Here is a 16776-nt window from a genome sequence, read left to right on the forward strand (position 1 = left end):
GCTCCGTTTACTGATGCGTCACAACGATGAGACGCAGGGCATCCAGTCGCCAGCTTGCCTGATCCAGGCTTTCCATGACCTGCTGGCGGTTGCTTTCAATCGCTGCAAGTTCATCGTCACGGATGTTTGGGTTCACCGCTTTCAGTGCTTCCAGACGGGAAAGTTCAGCAGACAGTTTTTCGTCAGCTTCGCTGCGCGCCGCATCAATCAGCGCTCTGGCCGCTTTTTCTATCTGGCTTTCACCCAGTTGCAGAATGCTGTGCACGTCCTGCTGCACTGCATTCACCAGCTTGCTACCGGTATGGCGGTTCACCGCGCTCAGCTGGCGGTTAAAGCTCTCGAACTCGACCTGGGCTGCCAGATTGGTGCCGTTTTTGTCCAGCAGCAGACGCACAGGCGTTGGCGGCAGGAAGCGGGTGAGCTGAAGCTGTTTTGGCGCCTGCGCTTCAACAACGTAAATCAGCTCTACCAGCAGCGTACCCACTGGCAGCGCCTTGTTTTTCAGCAAGGAAATGGTGCTGCTGCCCGTATCGCCAGAGAGGATCAGATCCAGGCCGTTGCGAATAAGCGGGTGTTCCCAGGTAATGAACTGCGCATCTTCGCGGGACAGTGCAATATCACGCTCAAAGGTAATGGTGCAGCCATCTTCCGGCAGACCCGGGAAATCCGGGACCAGCATATGATCGGACGGCGTCAGGACGATCATGTTCTCGCCGCGATCGTCCTGGTTGATCCCAACGATGTCGAACAGGTTCATGGAGAAGCTGATCAGGCTGGTGTCGTCATCCTGCTCTTCGATGCTCTCAGCGAGCGCCTGTGCTTTCTCGCCGCCGTTGGAGTGGATCTCCAGCAGACGGTCGCGGCCCTGTTCCAGCTGGGCTTTCAGCGCGTCATGTTTTTCGCGGCAGGATTTGATCAGGTCGTCAAAACCTTCCGTCTCTTCCGGCGCGGCCAGATAACCGATCAAATCGCTGTGAACCTGATCGTAAATGGTACGACCCGTCGGGCAGGTATGTTCGAAAGCATCCAGACCTTCGTGGAACCACTGCACCAGTACGGACTGGGCGGTTTTTTCCAGGTAAGGCACGTGGATCTGAATGTCGTGCGCCTGGCCGATACGATCCAGACGGCCGATACGCTGTTCCAGCAGATCCGGGTTAAACGGCAGATCGAACATCACCAGGTTGCTGGCGAACTGGAAGTTACGGCCTTCAGAACCGATTTCGGAACACAGCAGAACCTGCGCGCCGCTGTCCTCTTCGCCAAACCATGCTGCTGCACGGTCACGCTCAACGATGGACATGCCTTCGTGGAATACCGCTGCGCGGATCCCTTCACGCTCGCGCAGCACTTGCTCCAGCTGGAGCGCGGTTGCCGCTTTGGCGCAAATAACCAGAACCTTCTGGGAACGGTGCGCAGTCAGATACCCCATCAGCCACTCAACGCGCGGATCGAAGTTCCACCATGTGCCGGTATCGCCTTCGAATTCCTGGTAGATCTGTTCCGGGTAGAGCATGTCGCGTGCGCGCTCTTCCGCAGTTTTGCGCGCGCCCATAATCCCGGATACTTTGATCGCCGTCTGGTACTGGGTTGGCAGCGGCAGCTTGATGGTGTGCAGTTCGCGTTTCGGGAAGCCTTTCACACCGTTACGGGTGTTACGGAACAGTACGCGGCTGGTGCCGTGGCGGTCCATCAGCATGTCGATCAATTCCTGACGCGCTGACCCGGCATTGTCGCTGTCGCTATTCGCAGCCTGCAACAGCGGCTCGATATCCTGCTCGCCAATCAGATCGCTCAGCGTATTAAGCTCGTCGTTAGAAAGGTGTTTACCAGCCAGCAGCAGCGCAACGGCATCGGCAACCGGGCGGTAGTTTTTCTGTTCTTCAACGAACTGCTCAAAATCATGGAAGCGGTTTGGATCGAGCAGACGCAGACGGGCAAAGTGGCTTTCCAGGCCCAGCTGTTCCGGCGTTGCGGTCAGCAGCAGCACGCCAGGCACGCGCTCGGCGAGCTGTTCAATAGCCATGTACTCACGGCTTGGCGCATTTTCGCTCCAGACCAGGTGGTGCGCTTCATCGACCACCATCAGATCCCATTCGGCATCACACAGGTGTTCAAGGCGCTGTTTGCTGCGACGCACGAAGTCCAGCGAGCAAATCACCAGCTGTTCCGTTTCGAACGGGTTATCCGCATCATGCTGGGCTTCGGCATAGCGCTCGTCGTCGAACAGCGAGAAACGCAGGTTAAAGCGGCGCAGCATCTCAACCAGCCACTGATGCTGCAGTGTTTCAGGAACGACGATCAGCACACGTTCGGCAGCGCCGGAAAGCAGCTGTTGATGCAGGATCATGCCCGCTTCAATAGTTTTTCCGAGGCCCACTTCATCAGCCAGCAGCACGCGCGGGGCGTGACGACGGCCCACGTCGTGGGCGATGTTCAGCTGGTGCGGGATAAGGCTGGTACGCTGGCCGCGCAGGCCGCTCCACGGCATCCGGTACTGTTCACTCTGGAACTTGCGTGCGCGATAGCGCAGGGAGAAGCGATCCATACGGTCGATTTGCCCGGCGAACAGGCGGTCTTGCGGTTTGCTGAAGACCAGTTTGCTGTCGAGCAGCACTTCGCGCAGGATGACATTGGCTTCGTCAGTGTCCAGACGAGTCCCAATGTAGGCGAGCAGTCCATTCTCTTCTTTTACGTCTTCAACCTTCAGCTGCCAGCCATCGTGGCTGGTAACGGTGTCGCCCGGGTTAAACATCACACGGGTAACAGGGGAGTCATTGCGAGCGTACAGGCGGTTTTCACCGGTTGCAGGGAAGAGGAGGGTGACCATGCGCGGATCTATCGCAACCACGGTTCCCAATCCAAGTTCGCTTTCTGTATCGCTGATCCAGCGTTGACCAAGTGTAAAAGGCATAGTTGTTCGGCTCTAATCTTTAATTGCAGGCAATAGTTCGACCACCGTCAAAAAGACAGTCATCGAAAAATGGGTCCGGGAATGGAAAGGGCGCTATGGTACTGGATGGCAGCGATTTCGTCACGCGTCAAAATAGGCCAAGTTGCCCTGTCACTAGTGTAGCAAAATCGTCGTCGATGAAGGGCAAAATTCCTTCCGCCACGGGTTGAAGCTGGCGGGTCAGGTAATGCTCGTAGTCAAGCGGCGATTGCTGATAATCCACAGGTTCCGGGCCGCTGGTGGTCCAGACGTATTTGATGGTTCCCCGGTTTTGATACTGCTGAGCGCGCCCGCGGCGGACGTTCTCTTCGTCGGCCAGACGCGCGGCACGCACGTGTGGCGGCACGTTACGCTGGTACTCCGCCAGCGGGCGGCGCAGGCGCTTGCGATACACCAGCTGGTCATCCAGCTCGCCAGCCATCAGGCGGGCTATTGTGTCCCGTATGTAGTCCTGATAAGGCTCGTTGCGAAACACCCGCAGATAGAGCGTTTGCTGGAACTGCTGCGCCAGCGGTGTCCAGTCGGTGCGGACTGTCTCCAGCCCTTTAAACACCATGCGCTGTTTTTCGCCCTCCTGGATTAACCCTGCATAACGTTTCTTACTGCCCTGTTCGGTACCGCGAATGGTCGGCATTAAAAAACGGCTGAAATGGGTTTCAAACTCCAGTTCTAAGGCGCTGGTTAACCGCTCTTTTTGCAAATGGGTTTGCCACCAGTCGTTCACGAAAGCGACCAGTGCGTTGCCAATCTGCGCGGCGTCGTCCTCTGAGTGTGCTCCTTTTAGCCACACAAAGGTGGAGTCTGTATCACCATAGATGACGTCATACCCCCGGGATTCAATCAGCGCTTTGGTCTGGCGCATAATTTCGTGTCCGCGCATGGTGATAGACGATGCCAGGCGTGGATCGAAGAAGCGGCAGGCGCTGGTGCCCAGCACCCCGTAAAAGGCGTTCATGATGATTTTCAGCGCCTGGGAAAGCGGTTTGTTGCCGTGGCGTTTGGCCTCGTCGCGCCCGTGCCAGATTTGCCCCACAATTTCCGGCAGGCAGTGTTTCTCGCGTGAGAAATGCGCCCCGAGGAAGCCTTCGGTGCTGTGCGCATCATCCGGTTGCGCCATACCCTCGACCAGCCCTACCGGATCGATAAGAAAGGTGCGGATAATCGACGGGTACAGGCTTTTATAGTCCAGCACCAGCACCGAGTCGTACAGCCCCGGCCGGGAATCCATCACATAGCCACCAGGACTTGCCTGTGGGGGGATCTCGCCGAGGTTTGGCGCAACATAGCCCGCCCGGTGCATCCGGGGAAAATAGAGGTGACCAAACGCCGCAACCGAACCGCCGTGCCGGTCGACGGCCAGACCGTTCACTGTGGCGCGCTCCAGCAGGAAAGGCATGATCTCCGTTTTGTGGAAAATCTGCGTCACCAGCTCGCAATCTTTCAGGTTGTAGGTGGCGAGCGCCGGTTTGTTTTCGTTAAAGCGCCGGTCAATTTCGTCCATCCTGTCCCACGGGTTGTCGATGGATTTACCTTCCCCGAGCAGTTCCTGCGCCACCGCTTCCAGTGAGAAAGAGGAGAAATTCCAGAACGCGGATTTCAGGGCTTCGATGCCGTCGATAATCAGGCGGCCGTTAGCCTGGGCGAAGAATACGCCGTTCTTAAAACCATGTTCGCGCCATTCGATTTCCGTGTTGCCACGCCCCAGCATCAGCGGAATTCGGTAACGTTCGGCGTGTTTTTGCAGTACCCGCAGGTCGAACTGCACCACGTTCCAGCCGATCAGCACATCGGGGTCGTGCTCAGCGAACCACTGATTCAGTTTTTCCAGCAACTGGGGGCGGCTATTGACGTACTCAAGCTGAAAATCCAGCCCGGAGGCATCGCCATTTGGCGGCCCGAGCATATAGACAACCCGCTGCCCGCAGCCTTCAAGACCAATGCAGTACAACTCGCCGTGGCGGGTGGTTTCGATATCCAGCGATACCCATTTGAGCGGTGGGCGATAGTGCGGGTTCGGTTTCAGGCGCGCATTCGTAAGCCTGGCGCCTTGTTCAGTGCCATCGACCCAGACGGGCGCGGTAATAAAGCGTTCCATCAGAAAACGTTCGGGCGGGCGTACATCGGCTTCGTACAGCGTAACGCCGGCCTCGCGCAGCAATTTTTCATAGCGCATCAGTTGACGGTGGGCACGACAGTAAAGGCCGTAAACCGGCTGACGGTGGAAATCTTTCAGTTCAAGCGGGGTGATACGCCAGCCGTTTTCGCCTCGCAGCAGCTGCCTGGCTTTTTCAACCTGAGGTTCGGGGATAAAGGCCACGGACTCTTGCGGCGGCAGCGTAACGTTCAGCGGGCCGTTATCCGTCGCCAGCCAGAACTCAACTTCCGTACCCTGAGGTGTATCCCGCCAGTGTCGGGTCAGTAAAAAGCCTTCTTGCGCCTGCGCCACGCCGATATCCCAGAAAACAAAACCAGGCCTGATTATAGCCTGGTTGAGGTGGGCTTGCTGGGGTTTTATACAGTATCTGTTTCGCCGGATGACGCTGCGCTTATCCGGCCTACAAGCTACTGCCCGTAATACGCTTTCGCGCCGTGTTTGCGCAGATAATGCTTATCGAGCAGGGTCTGCTGCATATCCGGTAACTGCGGTGCCAGCTGGCGGCAGAAGATCCCCATATACGCCACCTCTTCGAGCACGATAGCGTTATGCACGGCATCTTCGGCGTTTTTGCCCCAGGCAAACGGGCCGTGGGAGTGCACCAGCACGCCGGGCATCTGTGCTGCATCGATTCCCTGTTTTTCAAAGGTTTCAACGATAACGTTGCCGGTTTCCCATTCGTACTCACCGTTAATTTCTGCATCGGTCATTAACCGGGTGCAGGGAATCGTGCCGTAAAAGTAATCTGCGTGGGTGGTGCCGGTTGCCGGAATGGACTGACCCGCCTGCGCCCAGATAGTGGCGTGGCGTGAATGGGTGTGAACAATGCCGCCAATAGTCGGGAATGACTGGTACAGCAGGCGGTGGGTTGGCGTGTCGGAAGAGGGCTTTTTCTTCCCTTCAACCACTTCACCAGTGGCGATACTGACCACCACCATATCTTCTGCGGTCATTACTGCGTAATCCACGCCGGAAGGCTTGATCACGAACACGCCTTTTTCCCGGTCAACGGCGCTGACGTTGCCCCAGGTCAGGGTCACCAGGTTATGTTTCGGCAGCGCCAGGTTAGCTTCGAGCACCTGACGTTTGAGATCGTCTAACATTTATTGTCTCCTGCCGGATGGCGCTTCGCTTATCCGGCCTACGGAACCGTAGGCCCGGTAAACGCAGTGCCACCGGGCATTCAGGGCTTAGCGTTTTGAACCGTAATAGACTTCGTTCCAGCGCAGCGCGTCTTTGAACGCTGGCAGACGGGTGTCGTTATCAATAACGGTCAGTTCGATGTCGTGCAGTTCGGCGAACTGGCGCATGTCATTCAGATCCAGCGCGTGGCTGAACACGGTATGGTGCGCACCACCGGCAACGATCCAGGCTTCAGACGCCGTTGGCAGATCCGGCTGAGCTTTCCACAGCGCGTTGGCGACCGGGAGTTTTGGCAGTGAGTGCGGTGTTTCGACGGCATCCACGCAGTTCACCAGCAGGCGGAAACGATCGCCCAGATCGATCAGGCTGGCGTTAATGGCCGGGCCGGTACGGGTGTTGAAGATCAGGCGCGCCGGATCGGCTTTGCCGCCGATACCGAGATACTGAACATCGAGGATCGGTTTCTCGTCGACAGCGATCGAAGGACACACTTCCAGCATGTGAGAGCCGAGCACCAGATCGTTGCCGTTCTCGAAGTGGTAGGTGTAGTCCTCCATAAAGGAGGTGCCGCCCTGTAGACCGGTTGACATCACTTTCATGATGCGAAGCAGGGCGGCGGTTTTCCAGTCGCCTTCACCCGCAAAACCGTAGCCCTGCTGCATCAGACGTTGTACGGCCAGGCCCGGGAGTTGTTTCAGGCCGTGAAGATCTTCAAAGGTAGTGGTGAAAGCATGGAAGCCACCCTGCTCCAGGAAGCGTTTCATCCCCAGTTCAATACGCGCCGCATCCAGCACATTCTGGCGTTTGTCACCGTGGATTTGCGCTGCTGCCGTCAGGCGATAGCTGCTTTCGTATTCATCAACCAGCGCGCTCACGTCACCATCGCTGATGTCGTTCACAACCTGCACCAGGTCGCCCACCGCCCAGGTATTCACGGAGAAGCCAAATTTGATCTGCGCGGCGACTTTATCGCCATCAGTGACGGCCACTTCACGCATGTTGTCGCCAAAACGCACCACTTTCAGGTGACGGGTATCTTGTTTAGAGACCGCCTGGCGCATCCAGGAGCCGATACGTTTTTGTGCGTGCTGATCCTGCCAGTGGCCGGTGACCACCGCGTGTTGCTGGCGCATACGCGCGCCGATGAAGCCGAACTCGCGGCCGCCGTGCGCGGTCTGGTTCAGGTTCATAAAGTCCATATCAATGCTGTCCCACGGCAGGGAGGCGTTGTACTGGGTATGGAACTGCAACAGCGGTTTGTTGAGGATAGCCAGACCGTTGATCCACATTTTGGCTGGCGAGAAAGTATGCAGCCACACCACCATACCGGCACATTTGTCGTCGTAGTTCGCGTCGCGGCAGATGTTGGTAATTTCATCTGGCGTGGTGCCCAGCGGTTTCAGCACCAGTTTACAGGGCAGTTTGGCCTCTGCGTTCATCGCGTTAACCACGTGTTCTGCGTGTTTCGTTACCTGTTGCAGCGCTTCCGGCCCATACAGATGCTGGCTGCCAATGACAAACCACACTTCATAATTATTAAAAATGGTCATTATCGTGTCCTTAATGTGTCAGGGTTGCCGTAGTGTCCGCGGTGTGTTTGGCCGAGGCGGCGACAGGGAGATAGTGGAGTTCGGCGCTTTTCGACCATTGCTGGTAGCGCTGATAAAGTTGCTCAAAGCGTTGGGCCTGCTGGGTGCGCGGCTGAAGGGTGTTTTCGACGGCGCTGGCCATGTGTTGCTGCGCAGTCGGGATATCGGTGTGAACCCCTGCGGCCACGGCGGCGAAAATCGCCGCGCCCAGGGCGCAGCACTGATCGGAGGCCACAATTTGCAGCGGACGGTTTAACACATCGCAGCAGGCCTGCATGATCACCGGGTTTTTACGGGCAATACCGCCCAGTGCCATCACGTTGTTAACGTCGATACCTTGTTCGGTGAAGCACTCCATAATGGCGCGCGCACCAAATGCGGTTGCCGCAATCAGGCCGCCGAACAGCGCAGGAGCATCAGTGGCCAGGTTGAGGTCGGTAATCACCCCTTTCAGGCGCTGGTTGGCAAACGGCGTACGGCGGCCGTTAAACCAGTCGAGCACGACCGGCAGGTGATCAAGGGACGGATTTTTTGCCCAGGCCTCGGTGAGCTGTGGCAGCAGTTGTTTTTTGCTTTCGGCAATCTGCGCTTTCAGTTCCGGGTGTGCCGCAGCCAGCTGATCCAGCGGCCAGCCGAGCACGCGGCCAAACCAGGCGTAGATATCACCAAACGCAGACTGACCGGCCTCCAGGCCGATGAAATCAGGCACTACACTGCCGTCAACCTGGCCGCAGATGCCTTTCACTGCGCGCTCGCCGACGCTGGTTTTATCCGCCGTCAGGATGTCGCAGGTCGATGTGCCGATGACTTTCACCAGCGTGTTCGGCTGCGCACCTGCACCCACGGCGCCCATATGACAGTCAAATGCGCCGCCGGAAATCGCCACGTTTTGCGGCAGACCCAGGCGCTTCGCCCACTCTTCACAGAGCGTGCCCACCGGGATATCGGCGGTAAAGGTGTCGGTAAACAGCGGGTATTTCAGGTTCTGGTTGATGACCGGGTCGAGCTCATCGAAGAACGCCGCCGGCGGCAGGCCACCCCAGCTTTCGTGCCACAGTGATTTATGCCCGGCGCTACAGCGGCCGCGGCGAATATCCTGCGGGCGCGTTGTACCGGAAAGCAGCGCCGGAACCCAGTCGCAGAGTTCAATCCATGACACGGCAGCCTGTGCGACAGCGCGGTCAGCACGCGTCACGTGCAAAATCTTCGCCCAGAACCATTCGCTCGAATAAATGCCGCCGATATAGCGCGAATAGTCGGTTTTACCTGACTGATGGCACAGACGAGTGATGGCTTCGGCTTCTTCAACGGCGGTATGGTCTTTCCACAGCACAAACATGGCGTTCGGGTTGTCGGCAAATTCAGGACGCAGTGCCAGCACGCGGCCTTCAGCATCCACTGGTGCAGGCGTTGAGCCGGTGCTGTCGACGCCAATACCGACGATTTGCTCCCGCTGGGCGTCGTTCAGTTCGGCCAGCACGGTTTTGATCGCCGCTTCCATTGATTCGATGTAGTCACGGGGATGGTGACGGAACTGGTTGTTTGGCGCATCGCAGTAGCGCCCCTCTTGCCAGCGCGGGTACCACTCAACGCTGGTTGCTATTTCCTGGCCGGTCGTACAGTCCACTGCCAGTGCGCGAACCGAGTCGCTGCCAAAATCGAGGCCAATCGCAATTGCCATGGTGTTGCTCCATCAAAAAACAGGTATGAAAGAACATTAGAGATTGAGGGGAAAAATCGTCAGGCAGGATCCGCTAATCTTATGGATTAAATTGCTGTTGCGATTGAAAGTGTGACGCCGTGCAAATATTCAATGTGGACATTTCTGCCGCACTTATAGACACTTTTGTTACTGCTTATCCGCACGTGTCGACGGAGAAATCAGGGGCAAAAGCTGAAATTGGGCGGACGTAAAAGAAGCGTGATGCTTTTTGGATCTTTTCACGGGCCGTTTTTATACTGCTTTTATCGATATGGACAATTGGTTTCCTTAAAGACCGTTGGGAGTACTGAATCTATGGCCGAAACGCAAAGCGATCCCTTACTGCCGGGCTACTCGTTTAACGCCCATCTGGTAGCAGGACTGACCCCTATCGAGGCCGAGGGCTATCTCGATTTTTACGTTGACCGACCGCTGGGGATGAAAGGATTTATTTTGAATCTCACCGTGCGGGGTGAGGGGGTGATTAAAAATAACGATCAGCAGTTTATCTGCCGCCCTGGCGATATGCTGTTGTTCCCACCGGGAGAGATCCACCACTACGGGCGTCACCCCGATGCGAAAGAGTGGTATCACCAGTGGGTTTACTTCCGCCCGCGCGCCTACTGGCAGGAGTGGCTCTCATGGCCTGCCATTTTTGCCCATACCGGTTTCTATCGCCCGGATGATGTTCATCAGTCCTTATTTCGGGAGCTGTTTGCGCAGATTATTGAAGCGGGGCAGGCAGGTGGGCGCTACGCCGAACACCTGGCCATTAACCTGCTGGAACAGCTGTTGTTACGACGCATGGAAGCGATTAATGAATCGCTTAACCCACCGCTTGATAACCGCGTGCGCGATGCCTGCCAGTACATCAGCGACCACCTGGCGGACAGCCAGTTTGATATTGCCAGCGTCGCGCAACACGTGTGCCTGTCGCCGTCCCGGTTATCGCACCTGTTCCGCCAGCAGCTGGGAGTGAGCGTTCTGAGCTGGCGCGAGGATCAACGTATCAGTCAGGCTAAACTGTTGCTCAGCACCACCCGGATGCCAATTGCCAGCGTAGGGCGTAATGTGGGCTTTGAAGATCAGCTTTATTTCTCGCGCGTCTTTAAAAAATGTACCGGGGCCAGCCCGAGTGAATTCCGCGCCGGATGTGAATGAAACGTAAAATAAGATAAACGTTCAGGTGAAGTTTGATGACTGCCAGTAAACTATTCAGACAATTGTTGTCTTGACGTGATGAGGGGCTCTTTGCAGAATCCCTGCTTCGTTTTCTGACCGGAATAGTTATGCAGGCATTGCTGGAACATTTTATTACCCAGTCCGTTATGTATTCGCTCATCGCCGTTGCGCTGGTGGCGTTCCTGGAATCGCTGGCGCTTGTCGGGCTGATTTTACCTGGCACCGTGATGATGGCGGGGCTTGGCGCGTTAATCGGCAGCGGAGAGGTCAACTTCTGGCAGGCGTGGCTGGCCGGGATTGTGGGGTGCTTGCTCGGGGACTGGATCTCTTTCTGGCTGGGCTGGCGCTTTAAGAAGCCGCTGCATCGCTGGTCGTTCATGAAAAAGAATAAAGCGCTGCTGGATAAGACCGAACACGCGCTGCATCAGCACAGTATGTTCACCATTCTGGTCGGGCGCTTTGTCGGGCCAACCCGTCCGATCGTGCCGATGGTAGCCGGGATGCTGGATCTTCCCGTGACCAAATTCGTGGTGCCGAATATTATCGGCTGCGTGTTCTGGCCGCCGTTCTACTTCCTGCCGGGGATCCTGGCCGGCGCGGCGATTGATATTCCTGCCGATATGCAAAGCGGGCAATTCAAATGGCTGTTGCTGGCAACGGCGCTGCTGCTGTGGCTGGCGGTTTGGCTGTGCTGGCGCCTGTGGCGTAGCGCTAAAGCGGGAGTGGATCGTCTGACGCACTACCTTCCTCGCCAGCGGCTAATCTGGCTGTCTCCTCTGATGCTCGGCATCGCGGTTGTGGCGCTGGTCGCGCTGATTCGCCATCCGCTGATGCCGGTCTATGCAGAGATTCTGCTGAAAGTGGTGAGCCGCTAACTGCCGGGCGGCACTGCGTTTGCCCGGCCTACGGTTTTATTCCCAGTAGTTCAGAAGCGGTGACTTTTCCGTTTACCAGTTCTTCTGTTTCACCATCCCACATAATACGTCCCTCCGCGATCACCACCGATCGCGGCGCAATACGCGCGGCATCTTCAATGCTGTGGGAAACCATCAGCATGGTGAGCTGCTGGTGCTTGCAGACGTCCTGCACCAGGGCGAGCATCTCCTGGCGCAGCGCCGGGTCGAGTGCGGAAAATGGTTCATCAAGCAGCAGCACCGGCTGCTCGCGTACCAGGCAGCGGGCCAGGGCAACGCGCTGGCGCTGGCCGCCAGACAGTTCACCCGGCAGCCTGTCAATAAACGCTGTTAGCCCCATCTGCACGGCGATGGAGTCCAGTTTCTGCCGCTGCGCGGCGTTGAGTTTTAGCCCCGGGTTCATTCCCAGCGCGATGTTTTGCCACACCGTCAGGTGGGTAAACAGGTTATTTTCCTGAAACAGCATCGACACCGGGCGTCGTGCCGGTGGCGTGTGGGTATGATCCTGACCTTCAATGAGAATCGACCCGCTTGCCGGTTGCAGAAAACCGGCAACCAGATTAAGCAACGTGCTCTTTCCGGCTCCGCTTGGGCCAAGAACGGCAATCATCTCACCCTGTTGTGCGGAAAGGGTGAAACGCATTGGCAGATGCTGGTAAAGCCAGGTGACATCAATCAGTTTTAACATCTCGCCCCGGGAGTTTTTCGATAACGGTAAATAAGGCAAAGCACAGCAGCAGAAGTAACAGTGCCGTCACGGCGCCATCCTGACTGCGATAAGAGCCAATTTGCTGGTACAGCCAGAATGGCAGCGTGCGGAAATCATCATTACCAAATAACGCTACAACGCCAAAATCACCAATCGATAATACGCTGGCGAAGGCTAACGCCTGTGCCAGCGGGCGCTTCAGCGCGCGGAGTTCTACAACCTTCAGGCGCTGCCAGCCCTGCATTCCCAGCGACTGACACAACAAACTGTAGCGGCTGTTGATATCGCGCATGGGGTTTTCCAGCACTTTGAGTGCGTAGGGAATAGCCATCAGCGCGTTGGTGAAAATCACAATGCCGTCTGCGCTTTCGGGCAGGCCCACGGTGGTGTTGAAGAGTAAAAAGAAACCTGTAGCCAGCACAATACCTGGCATTGCCAGAATCAGCATTCCTGTCAGTTCCAGGGCTTGTCCGGCTTTGCGTGCCTGTCGGGCATAAAGTTCGCGGCTACTCCAGAGCAACATCATGGTCAGGATAACGCACAACAGCCCCGCCGCCAGCGCGATTCGTAATGAGGTAAATGTCGCCTGCCAGAGCACCGGCTGTTGTAATACGGCCAGAATATTCAGGTTCAGGCCATCCACCACCACCGCCAGAAGTGGCGGCAGCAGAAGCAAAAGCGCCAGCGCAATCAGCGTGAAATCGGTGAGGCGGCTGCGCAGGCTATCCTGCGGATCGCGCCAGCCTGGAATCTGATTCGCCCCAGGCGGGATGGCTTTGCTCAGACGCTGGCTCAGTAATACCAGTACCAGGCAGCAGAGCATCTGTACGATCGCCAGTAGCGCCGCGCGCCCGGGATCGTAGTCGTAGCTCAGGGCCTGATAGATAGCCAGCTCAATCGTGGTGGCCTGTGGGCCGCCGCCAAGCGAGAGCACGGTCGCGAAGCTGGCAAAACAGAGCATAAAGATCAGGGCAGCTACCGGGGGAATTTGCCGACGCAGCCAGGGCCATTCAACGAAACGGAAGAACGACCACCCGCGCATATCCAACTGGGCGGCAAGCTGGCGTTGCTCACCGGGGATGCTTTCCAGCGCCTGTAAAAAGAGTCGCGTGGCCATCGGCATATTGAAAAAGATGTGCGCCAGCAGAATGCCTTTCAGCCCATATGGGGAGAAGGTCCACTCCAGGCCCAGCAGGGTAAAGAGCGAGGCCAGCCAGCCCTGACGGCCATAGACGCTGAGAATACCGAAAACGGCGACCAGCACGGGCAGGATCAGCGTCATGGCGCACAGTCGCAGCAATGCCTGTCTGCCGGGAAATCGTCTTCGGTAAAGTGCTCGTGCCAGAAAAATGGCGGGAATAACCGATAATAACGCCGAGAGAAACGCCTGCCAGAAAGAGAAACGAATGATGTGCCAGAGATAGCTATCGTGCCAGAGAGAGAGCAGATCGCTCTCTGGCGCGTTTAACCATAACGCAAGAAATGCCCCCAGACTTACCGCAACCATCAGGATGGCGGCGAGCAGCCCGGGGAGTAACCAGCCTGCAATTAACGGCTGACGGCGCGTTGCCATTCACTTACCCATGCTGCACGCTGTGCAGCAACCTGCTGCGGCGTAAACTCCAGTGAGGTTTGCGGTTTAGAAAGCTGATCAAAACCTGCCGGTAGCGCAACGCTGGTGACCGGATACATCCAGTTGCCTGTCGGGATAGCATTCTGGAACGCAGGAGAAACCATAAATTTCAGGAACTTCTCTGCCAGTTCTGGCTGCTTGCTGGCGGCGGTACGTGCTGCCACTTCCACCTGCAAGTAGTGGCCTTCAGCAAAGTTTGCTGCCGCGTAATTGTCTTTCTTCTCGGCAATAATGTGGTAAGCCGGAGAGGTGGTATAGCTCAGCACCAGGTCGCTTTCCCCTTTCAGGAACAGACCATAGGCTTCACTCCAGCCCTTCGTGACGGTGACGGTTTTCGCGGCCAGTTTCTGCCAGGCTTCCGGTGCTTTATCGCCATAGACTTTTTGCATCCACAGCAGCAGGCCAAGACCCGGGGTACTGGTGCGCGGATCTTCGTAAATCACGCGCCATTTCTGATCGCTTTCAACCAGCTCTTTCAGGCTTTTTGGCGGGTTCTTCAGCTTGTTTTTGTCATAAACAAAGGCAAAGTAGCCGTAATCAAAGGGAACGAAGGTGTCGTTTTTCCAGCCGCCAGGGACGCTGACGGCATCGGTTGCTACGCCGCTTTTGGCAAACAGCTTCGTTTGCGTGGCGGCGTCCAGCAGGTTGTTATCAAGGCCAAGCACCACGTCGGCTTTGCTGTTTTTCCCTTCCATACGCAGACGGTTAAGCAGCGAAACGCCATCTTCCAGCGCGACAAATTTCAGCTCGCAGTTACAGTCGGCTTCAAAGGCTTTTTTTACCACTGGGCCCGGGCCCCAGTCGGCCGAGAAAGAGTCGTAGGTGTAGACTGTCAGAACAGGCTTAGCAGCAGCAGGCAGTGCAAACAGCACCAGCAGAGGAAGAACTTTTTTTACCACTTTGCACCTCATAGTTGAGTGGCAAAGGATTTTGAGCGACAGCCTCAAATCCCTTCGCCGGCGTTATCCGGATCAGGTTCGACGGGTATTATCTCAGCGCACATCAGTGATGCAGCACCCCGTTGAGAACGGCGGTATTGTAATGATTTGGTGAATATTACGAAAGTGTTATGGCTCAGGGGGCGCAAACCACGCTGATTTAAAGTCAAACCAGCCCAGCGTGTTCATGCGTAAGCCGCGCATACTGCGCTGCCCCTGAATCATCAGCCAGTGGTGGATCAACGGCACGATGTTCTGCTGCGCCAGTAATTGCTGGCACCACGAGGCCAGATTCATCTCACCTGCGCGCCACTGGGCGGCGTCTTGCTGCCAGTCCCGGTCGATACAGTGCTGGATCAACGGCACCTCATACAGGTGCGAAAAGAGCGAGAAATCGAGCGGCAGGGTGAAGTTTGCGCTGTTCAGCCAGATGTCGCTCACCGCATCGCCGCGGTGCCACTCATCATAATCAACTTCCTGGATCTCCAGCGTCACCCCTACGGCTGCCAGCAGTTTCGTCATGATTCGGGCAATAAAGCGATGCTCTACGTGTTCGCGATAGAAGGTCAGGGTGATGGACTCCAGCCCGGCGGGTTTTTCGCATTGCACCGGGCGCGCATGGTGCCAGCGTGGCAACAGCCCATACGCCGGGAACCAGTAGGTCTGATACTGCTCTTCCGCGTGGTAAATCAGGTTGGAAGGGGCAAGCACATGGCTTATCCACTGACGAACTTCCTGATTGGCTCCGCGATGGGTGCGGCTATCAAACAGCAGATAGTAGCAGCCCTCTTCAAGACGGCTTTCGACCGCTTTCTCACCTGTGGTGGGGCCTTCGAGCGTCAGGCCGACGCTGAGCTCTTCGCTGATATCTGGCAATACCCAGACGTTCACTTCGTCGATCAGCGCCCGGTAACCAAAATAGTCATCAAAAGCGCGGATCTTAAGCTGGTTATTATTATTGCGTGAAACGGCGTAAGGCCCGGTACCAATCGGCTGGCTGGCAAAATTATTCAGGGAACTCCATTCGCCAGGCAAGATCATCGACGGCACATAGCCCAGAAGCCAGGGAAGCCATTTGTCTGGCTGCGACAGCTCAATATCCAGCGTCCAGGCGGTCGGCGAATGGATGTGGATGATGTGTGAGTAGAGCGGAAGCTTACGGGCGCGTTCCAGCGACGCGATGACATCGGCCATTTCCAGCTCACGACCGTGGTGGAAATGGATGCCGGGGCGTAAAAAAAAGCGCCAGTGGAGGGGGGAGAGTTGCTGCCAGTGGTGAGCGATATCCGCTTCCAGTTCCCCGTTTTCCTCATTTATGCGCGTCAGGCCGCTGAAGATTTGTCGCGCCATGTGGGTTTCTGAACGCCGTAACGCCGTACCGGGTAACAGATTTTTCATTGGCCGATAGTAGAGTACCCGCAGAATATGCCGCCCCTGGCGAAAGCTCCGCCCGAGATGTGACACCAGCATCTGACGTACGGCTGCCTTGTCGCCCACCAGTTGCACCAGCTGATCGATTCGGTCCTGCTCCAGCAGGTCTTCCGCGCGTTGTTGTTGCAGCGCAAGGCCGGTGTAGAGGAAGGTCAGACGTGAACGTTTACCGCGCCCGGCCTCTGCTTCCCAGTTTAGCCAGCCCTGCTGCTGCATGGTGTTGAGCAGGGTACGCATATGGCGGCGAGAGCAGTTCAGTAAATCGGCCAGCTCATTCAGCGTGGTGTCCTGGGATTGCCCTTCGCAGCATTGCCAGAGGCGGATAAATTGTTGTTGCAGACGACCAGAAGGCATAAAAGGGGAACTCCTGACAAAAAATCAGCAATTTATTTATCCCTATATTAAGCCAATAATTCTTCCCGATGAA

Annotated in this window: 11 protein-coding genes and 1 riboswitch; of the genes, 2 read left to right on the top strand and 9 right to left on the bottom strand. The window is 56.6% G+C overall.

Annotation, left to right across the window (positions count from 1 at the left end; genetic code table 11):
• Nucleotides 1-7: 7 nt before the first annotated feature.
• The 5 genes from rapA to araB all read right to left on the bottom strand — a co-directional run bounded on the left by rapA (nt 8) and on the right by araB (nt 9521).
• Nucleotides 8-2914: an RNA polymerase-associated protein RapA gene (gene rapA / locus N1249_RS03480; protein ID WP_259834612.1), complete on the bottom strand. Its 2907-nt coding sequence runs from the start codon at nt 2912-2914 to the stop codon at nt 8-10.
• 127 nt (nt 2915-3041) lie between these two features.
• Nucleotides 3042-5399 (bottom strand): DNA polymerase II, encoded by a 2358-nt coding sequence (gene polB, locus N1249_RS03485; RefSeq protein WP_259834614.1) that lies wholly within the window; start codon nt 5397-5399, stop codon nt 3042-3044.
• Nucleotides 5400-5515: 116 nt separating this feature from the next.
• The gene (gene araD, locus N1249_RS03490; RefSeq protein WP_259834617.1) at nt 5516-6211 is read right to left on the bottom strand and encodes an L-ribulose-5-phosphate 4-epimerase; all 696 of its coding nucleotides are present in this window, start codon (nt 6209-6211) and stop codon (nt 5516-5518) included.
• Nucleotides 6212-6298: 87 nt separating this feature from the next.
• Nucleotides 6299-7801, bottom strand: coding sequence for an L-arabinose isomerase (gene araA / locus N1249_RS03495; RefSeq protein WP_259834619.1), 1503 nt, complete (start codon nt 7799-7801; stop codon nt 6299-6301).
• 10 nt (nt 7802-7811) lie between these two features.
• Nucleotides 7812-9521: a ribulokinase gene (gene araB, locus N1249_RS03500; RefSeq protein ID WP_259834622.1), complete on the bottom strand. Its 1710-nt coding sequence runs from the start codon at nt 9519-9521 to the stop codon at nt 7812-7814.
• A 336-nt stretch (nt 9522-9857) separates the two neighbouring features.
• Here araB and araC point away from each other — a divergent pair, with 336 nt between their 5' ends.
• Both araC and N1249_RS03510 read left to right on the top strand, forming a co-directional pair.
• Nucleotides 9858-10703: an arabinose operon transcriptional regulator AraC gene (gene araC / locus N1249_RS03505; protein ID WP_259834626.1), complete on the top strand. Its 846-nt coding sequence runs from the start codon at nt 9858-9860 to the stop codon at nt 10701-10703.
• Between the two features lie 128 nt (nt 10704-10831).
• Nucleotides 10832-11599 (top strand): DedA family protein, encoded by a 768-nt coding sequence (locus tag N1249_RS03510; RefSeq protein WP_259834629.1) that lies wholly within the window; start codon nt 10832-10834, stop codon nt 11597-11599.
• A gap of 28 nt (nt 11600-11627) precedes the next feature.
• On the opposite strand, the gene thiQ is transcribed toward N1249_RS03510, so the two are convergent.
• The 4 genes from thiQ to sgrR all read right to left on the bottom strand — a co-directional run bounded on the left by thiQ (nt 11628) and on the right by sgrR (nt 16703).
• Nucleotides 11628-12326, bottom strand: coding sequence for a thiamine ABC transporter ATP-binding protein ThiQ (gene thiQ, locus N1249_RS03515; protein ID WP_259834632.1), 699 nt, complete (start codon nt 12324-12326; stop codon nt 11628-11630).
• Nucleotides 12310-13920: a thiamine/thiamine pyrophosphate ABC transporter permease ThiP gene (gene thiP / locus N1249_RS03520; RefSeq protein WP_259834634.1), complete on the bottom strand. Its 1611-nt coding sequence runs from the start codon at nt 13918-13920 to the stop codon at nt 12310-12312. The genes thiQ and thiP overlap by 17 nt, the downstream gene beginning before the upstream one ends.
• Nucleotides 13896-14879, bottom strand: a complete 984-nt coding sequence (thiB, locus tag N1249_RS03525; protein WP_259834637.1) for a thiamine ABC transporter substrate binding subunit — start codon at nt 14877-14879, stop codon at nt 13896-13898. Before thiB ends, thiP begins: the two co-directional genes overlap by 25 nt.
• A 31-nt stretch (nt 14880-14910) precedes the next feature.
• A riboswitch (TPP riboswitch) is annotated at nt 14911-15011 on the bottom strand.
• Nucleotides 15012-15047: 36 nt separating this feature from the next.
• Entirely contained in the window at nt 15048-16703 is a 1656-nt protein-coding gene (sgrR, locus tag N1249_RS03530; protein WP_259834639.1) for an HTH-type transcriptional regulator SgrR, read from the bottom strand.
• Nucleotides 16704-16776 lie beyond the last annotated feature (73 nt).

The organism is Enterobacter sp. CP102 (assembly GCF_025152625.1).
GTDB lineage: Bacteria > Pseudomonadota > Gammaproteobacteria > Enterobacterales > Enterobacteriaceae > Enterobacter > Enterobacter soli.

Bases quoted from the DNA above. Each gene is read 5' to 3' on its own strand.
- araC (WP_259834626.1), top strand. From the start codon at position 9,858: ATGGCCGAAACGCAAAGCGATCCCTTACTGCCGGGCTACTCGTTTAAC.
- thiQ (WP_259834632.1), bottom strand. From the start codon at position 12,326: ATGTTAAAACTGATTGATGTCACCTGGCTTTACCAGCATCTGCCAATG.
- N1249_RS03510 (WP_259834629.1), top strand. From the start codon at position 10,832: ATGCAGGCATTGCTGGAACATTTTATTACCCAGTCCGTTATGTATTCG.
- araB (WP_259834622.1), bottom strand. From the start codon at position 9,521: ATGGCAATTGCGATTGGCCTCGATTTTGGCAGCGACTCGGTTCGCGCA.
- araD (WP_259834617.1), bottom strand. From the start codon at position 6,211: ATGTTAGACGATCTCAAACGTCAGGTGCTCGAAGCTAACCTGGCGCTG.
- sgrR (WP_259834639.1), bottom strand. From the start codon at position 16,703: ATGCCTTCTGGTCGTCTGCAACAACAATTTATCCGCCTCTGGCAATGC.
- thiP (WP_259834634.1), bottom strand. From the start codon at position 13,920: ATGGCAACGCGCCGTCAGCCGTTAATTGCAGGCTGGTTACTCCCCGGG.
- araA (WP_259834619.1), bottom strand. From the start codon at position 7,801: ATGACCATTTTTAATAATTATGAAGTGTGGTTTGTCATTGGCAGCCAG.
- rapA (WP_259834612.1), bottom strand. From the start codon at position 2,914: ATGCCTTTTACACTTGGTCAACGCTGGATCAGCGATACAGAAAGCGAA.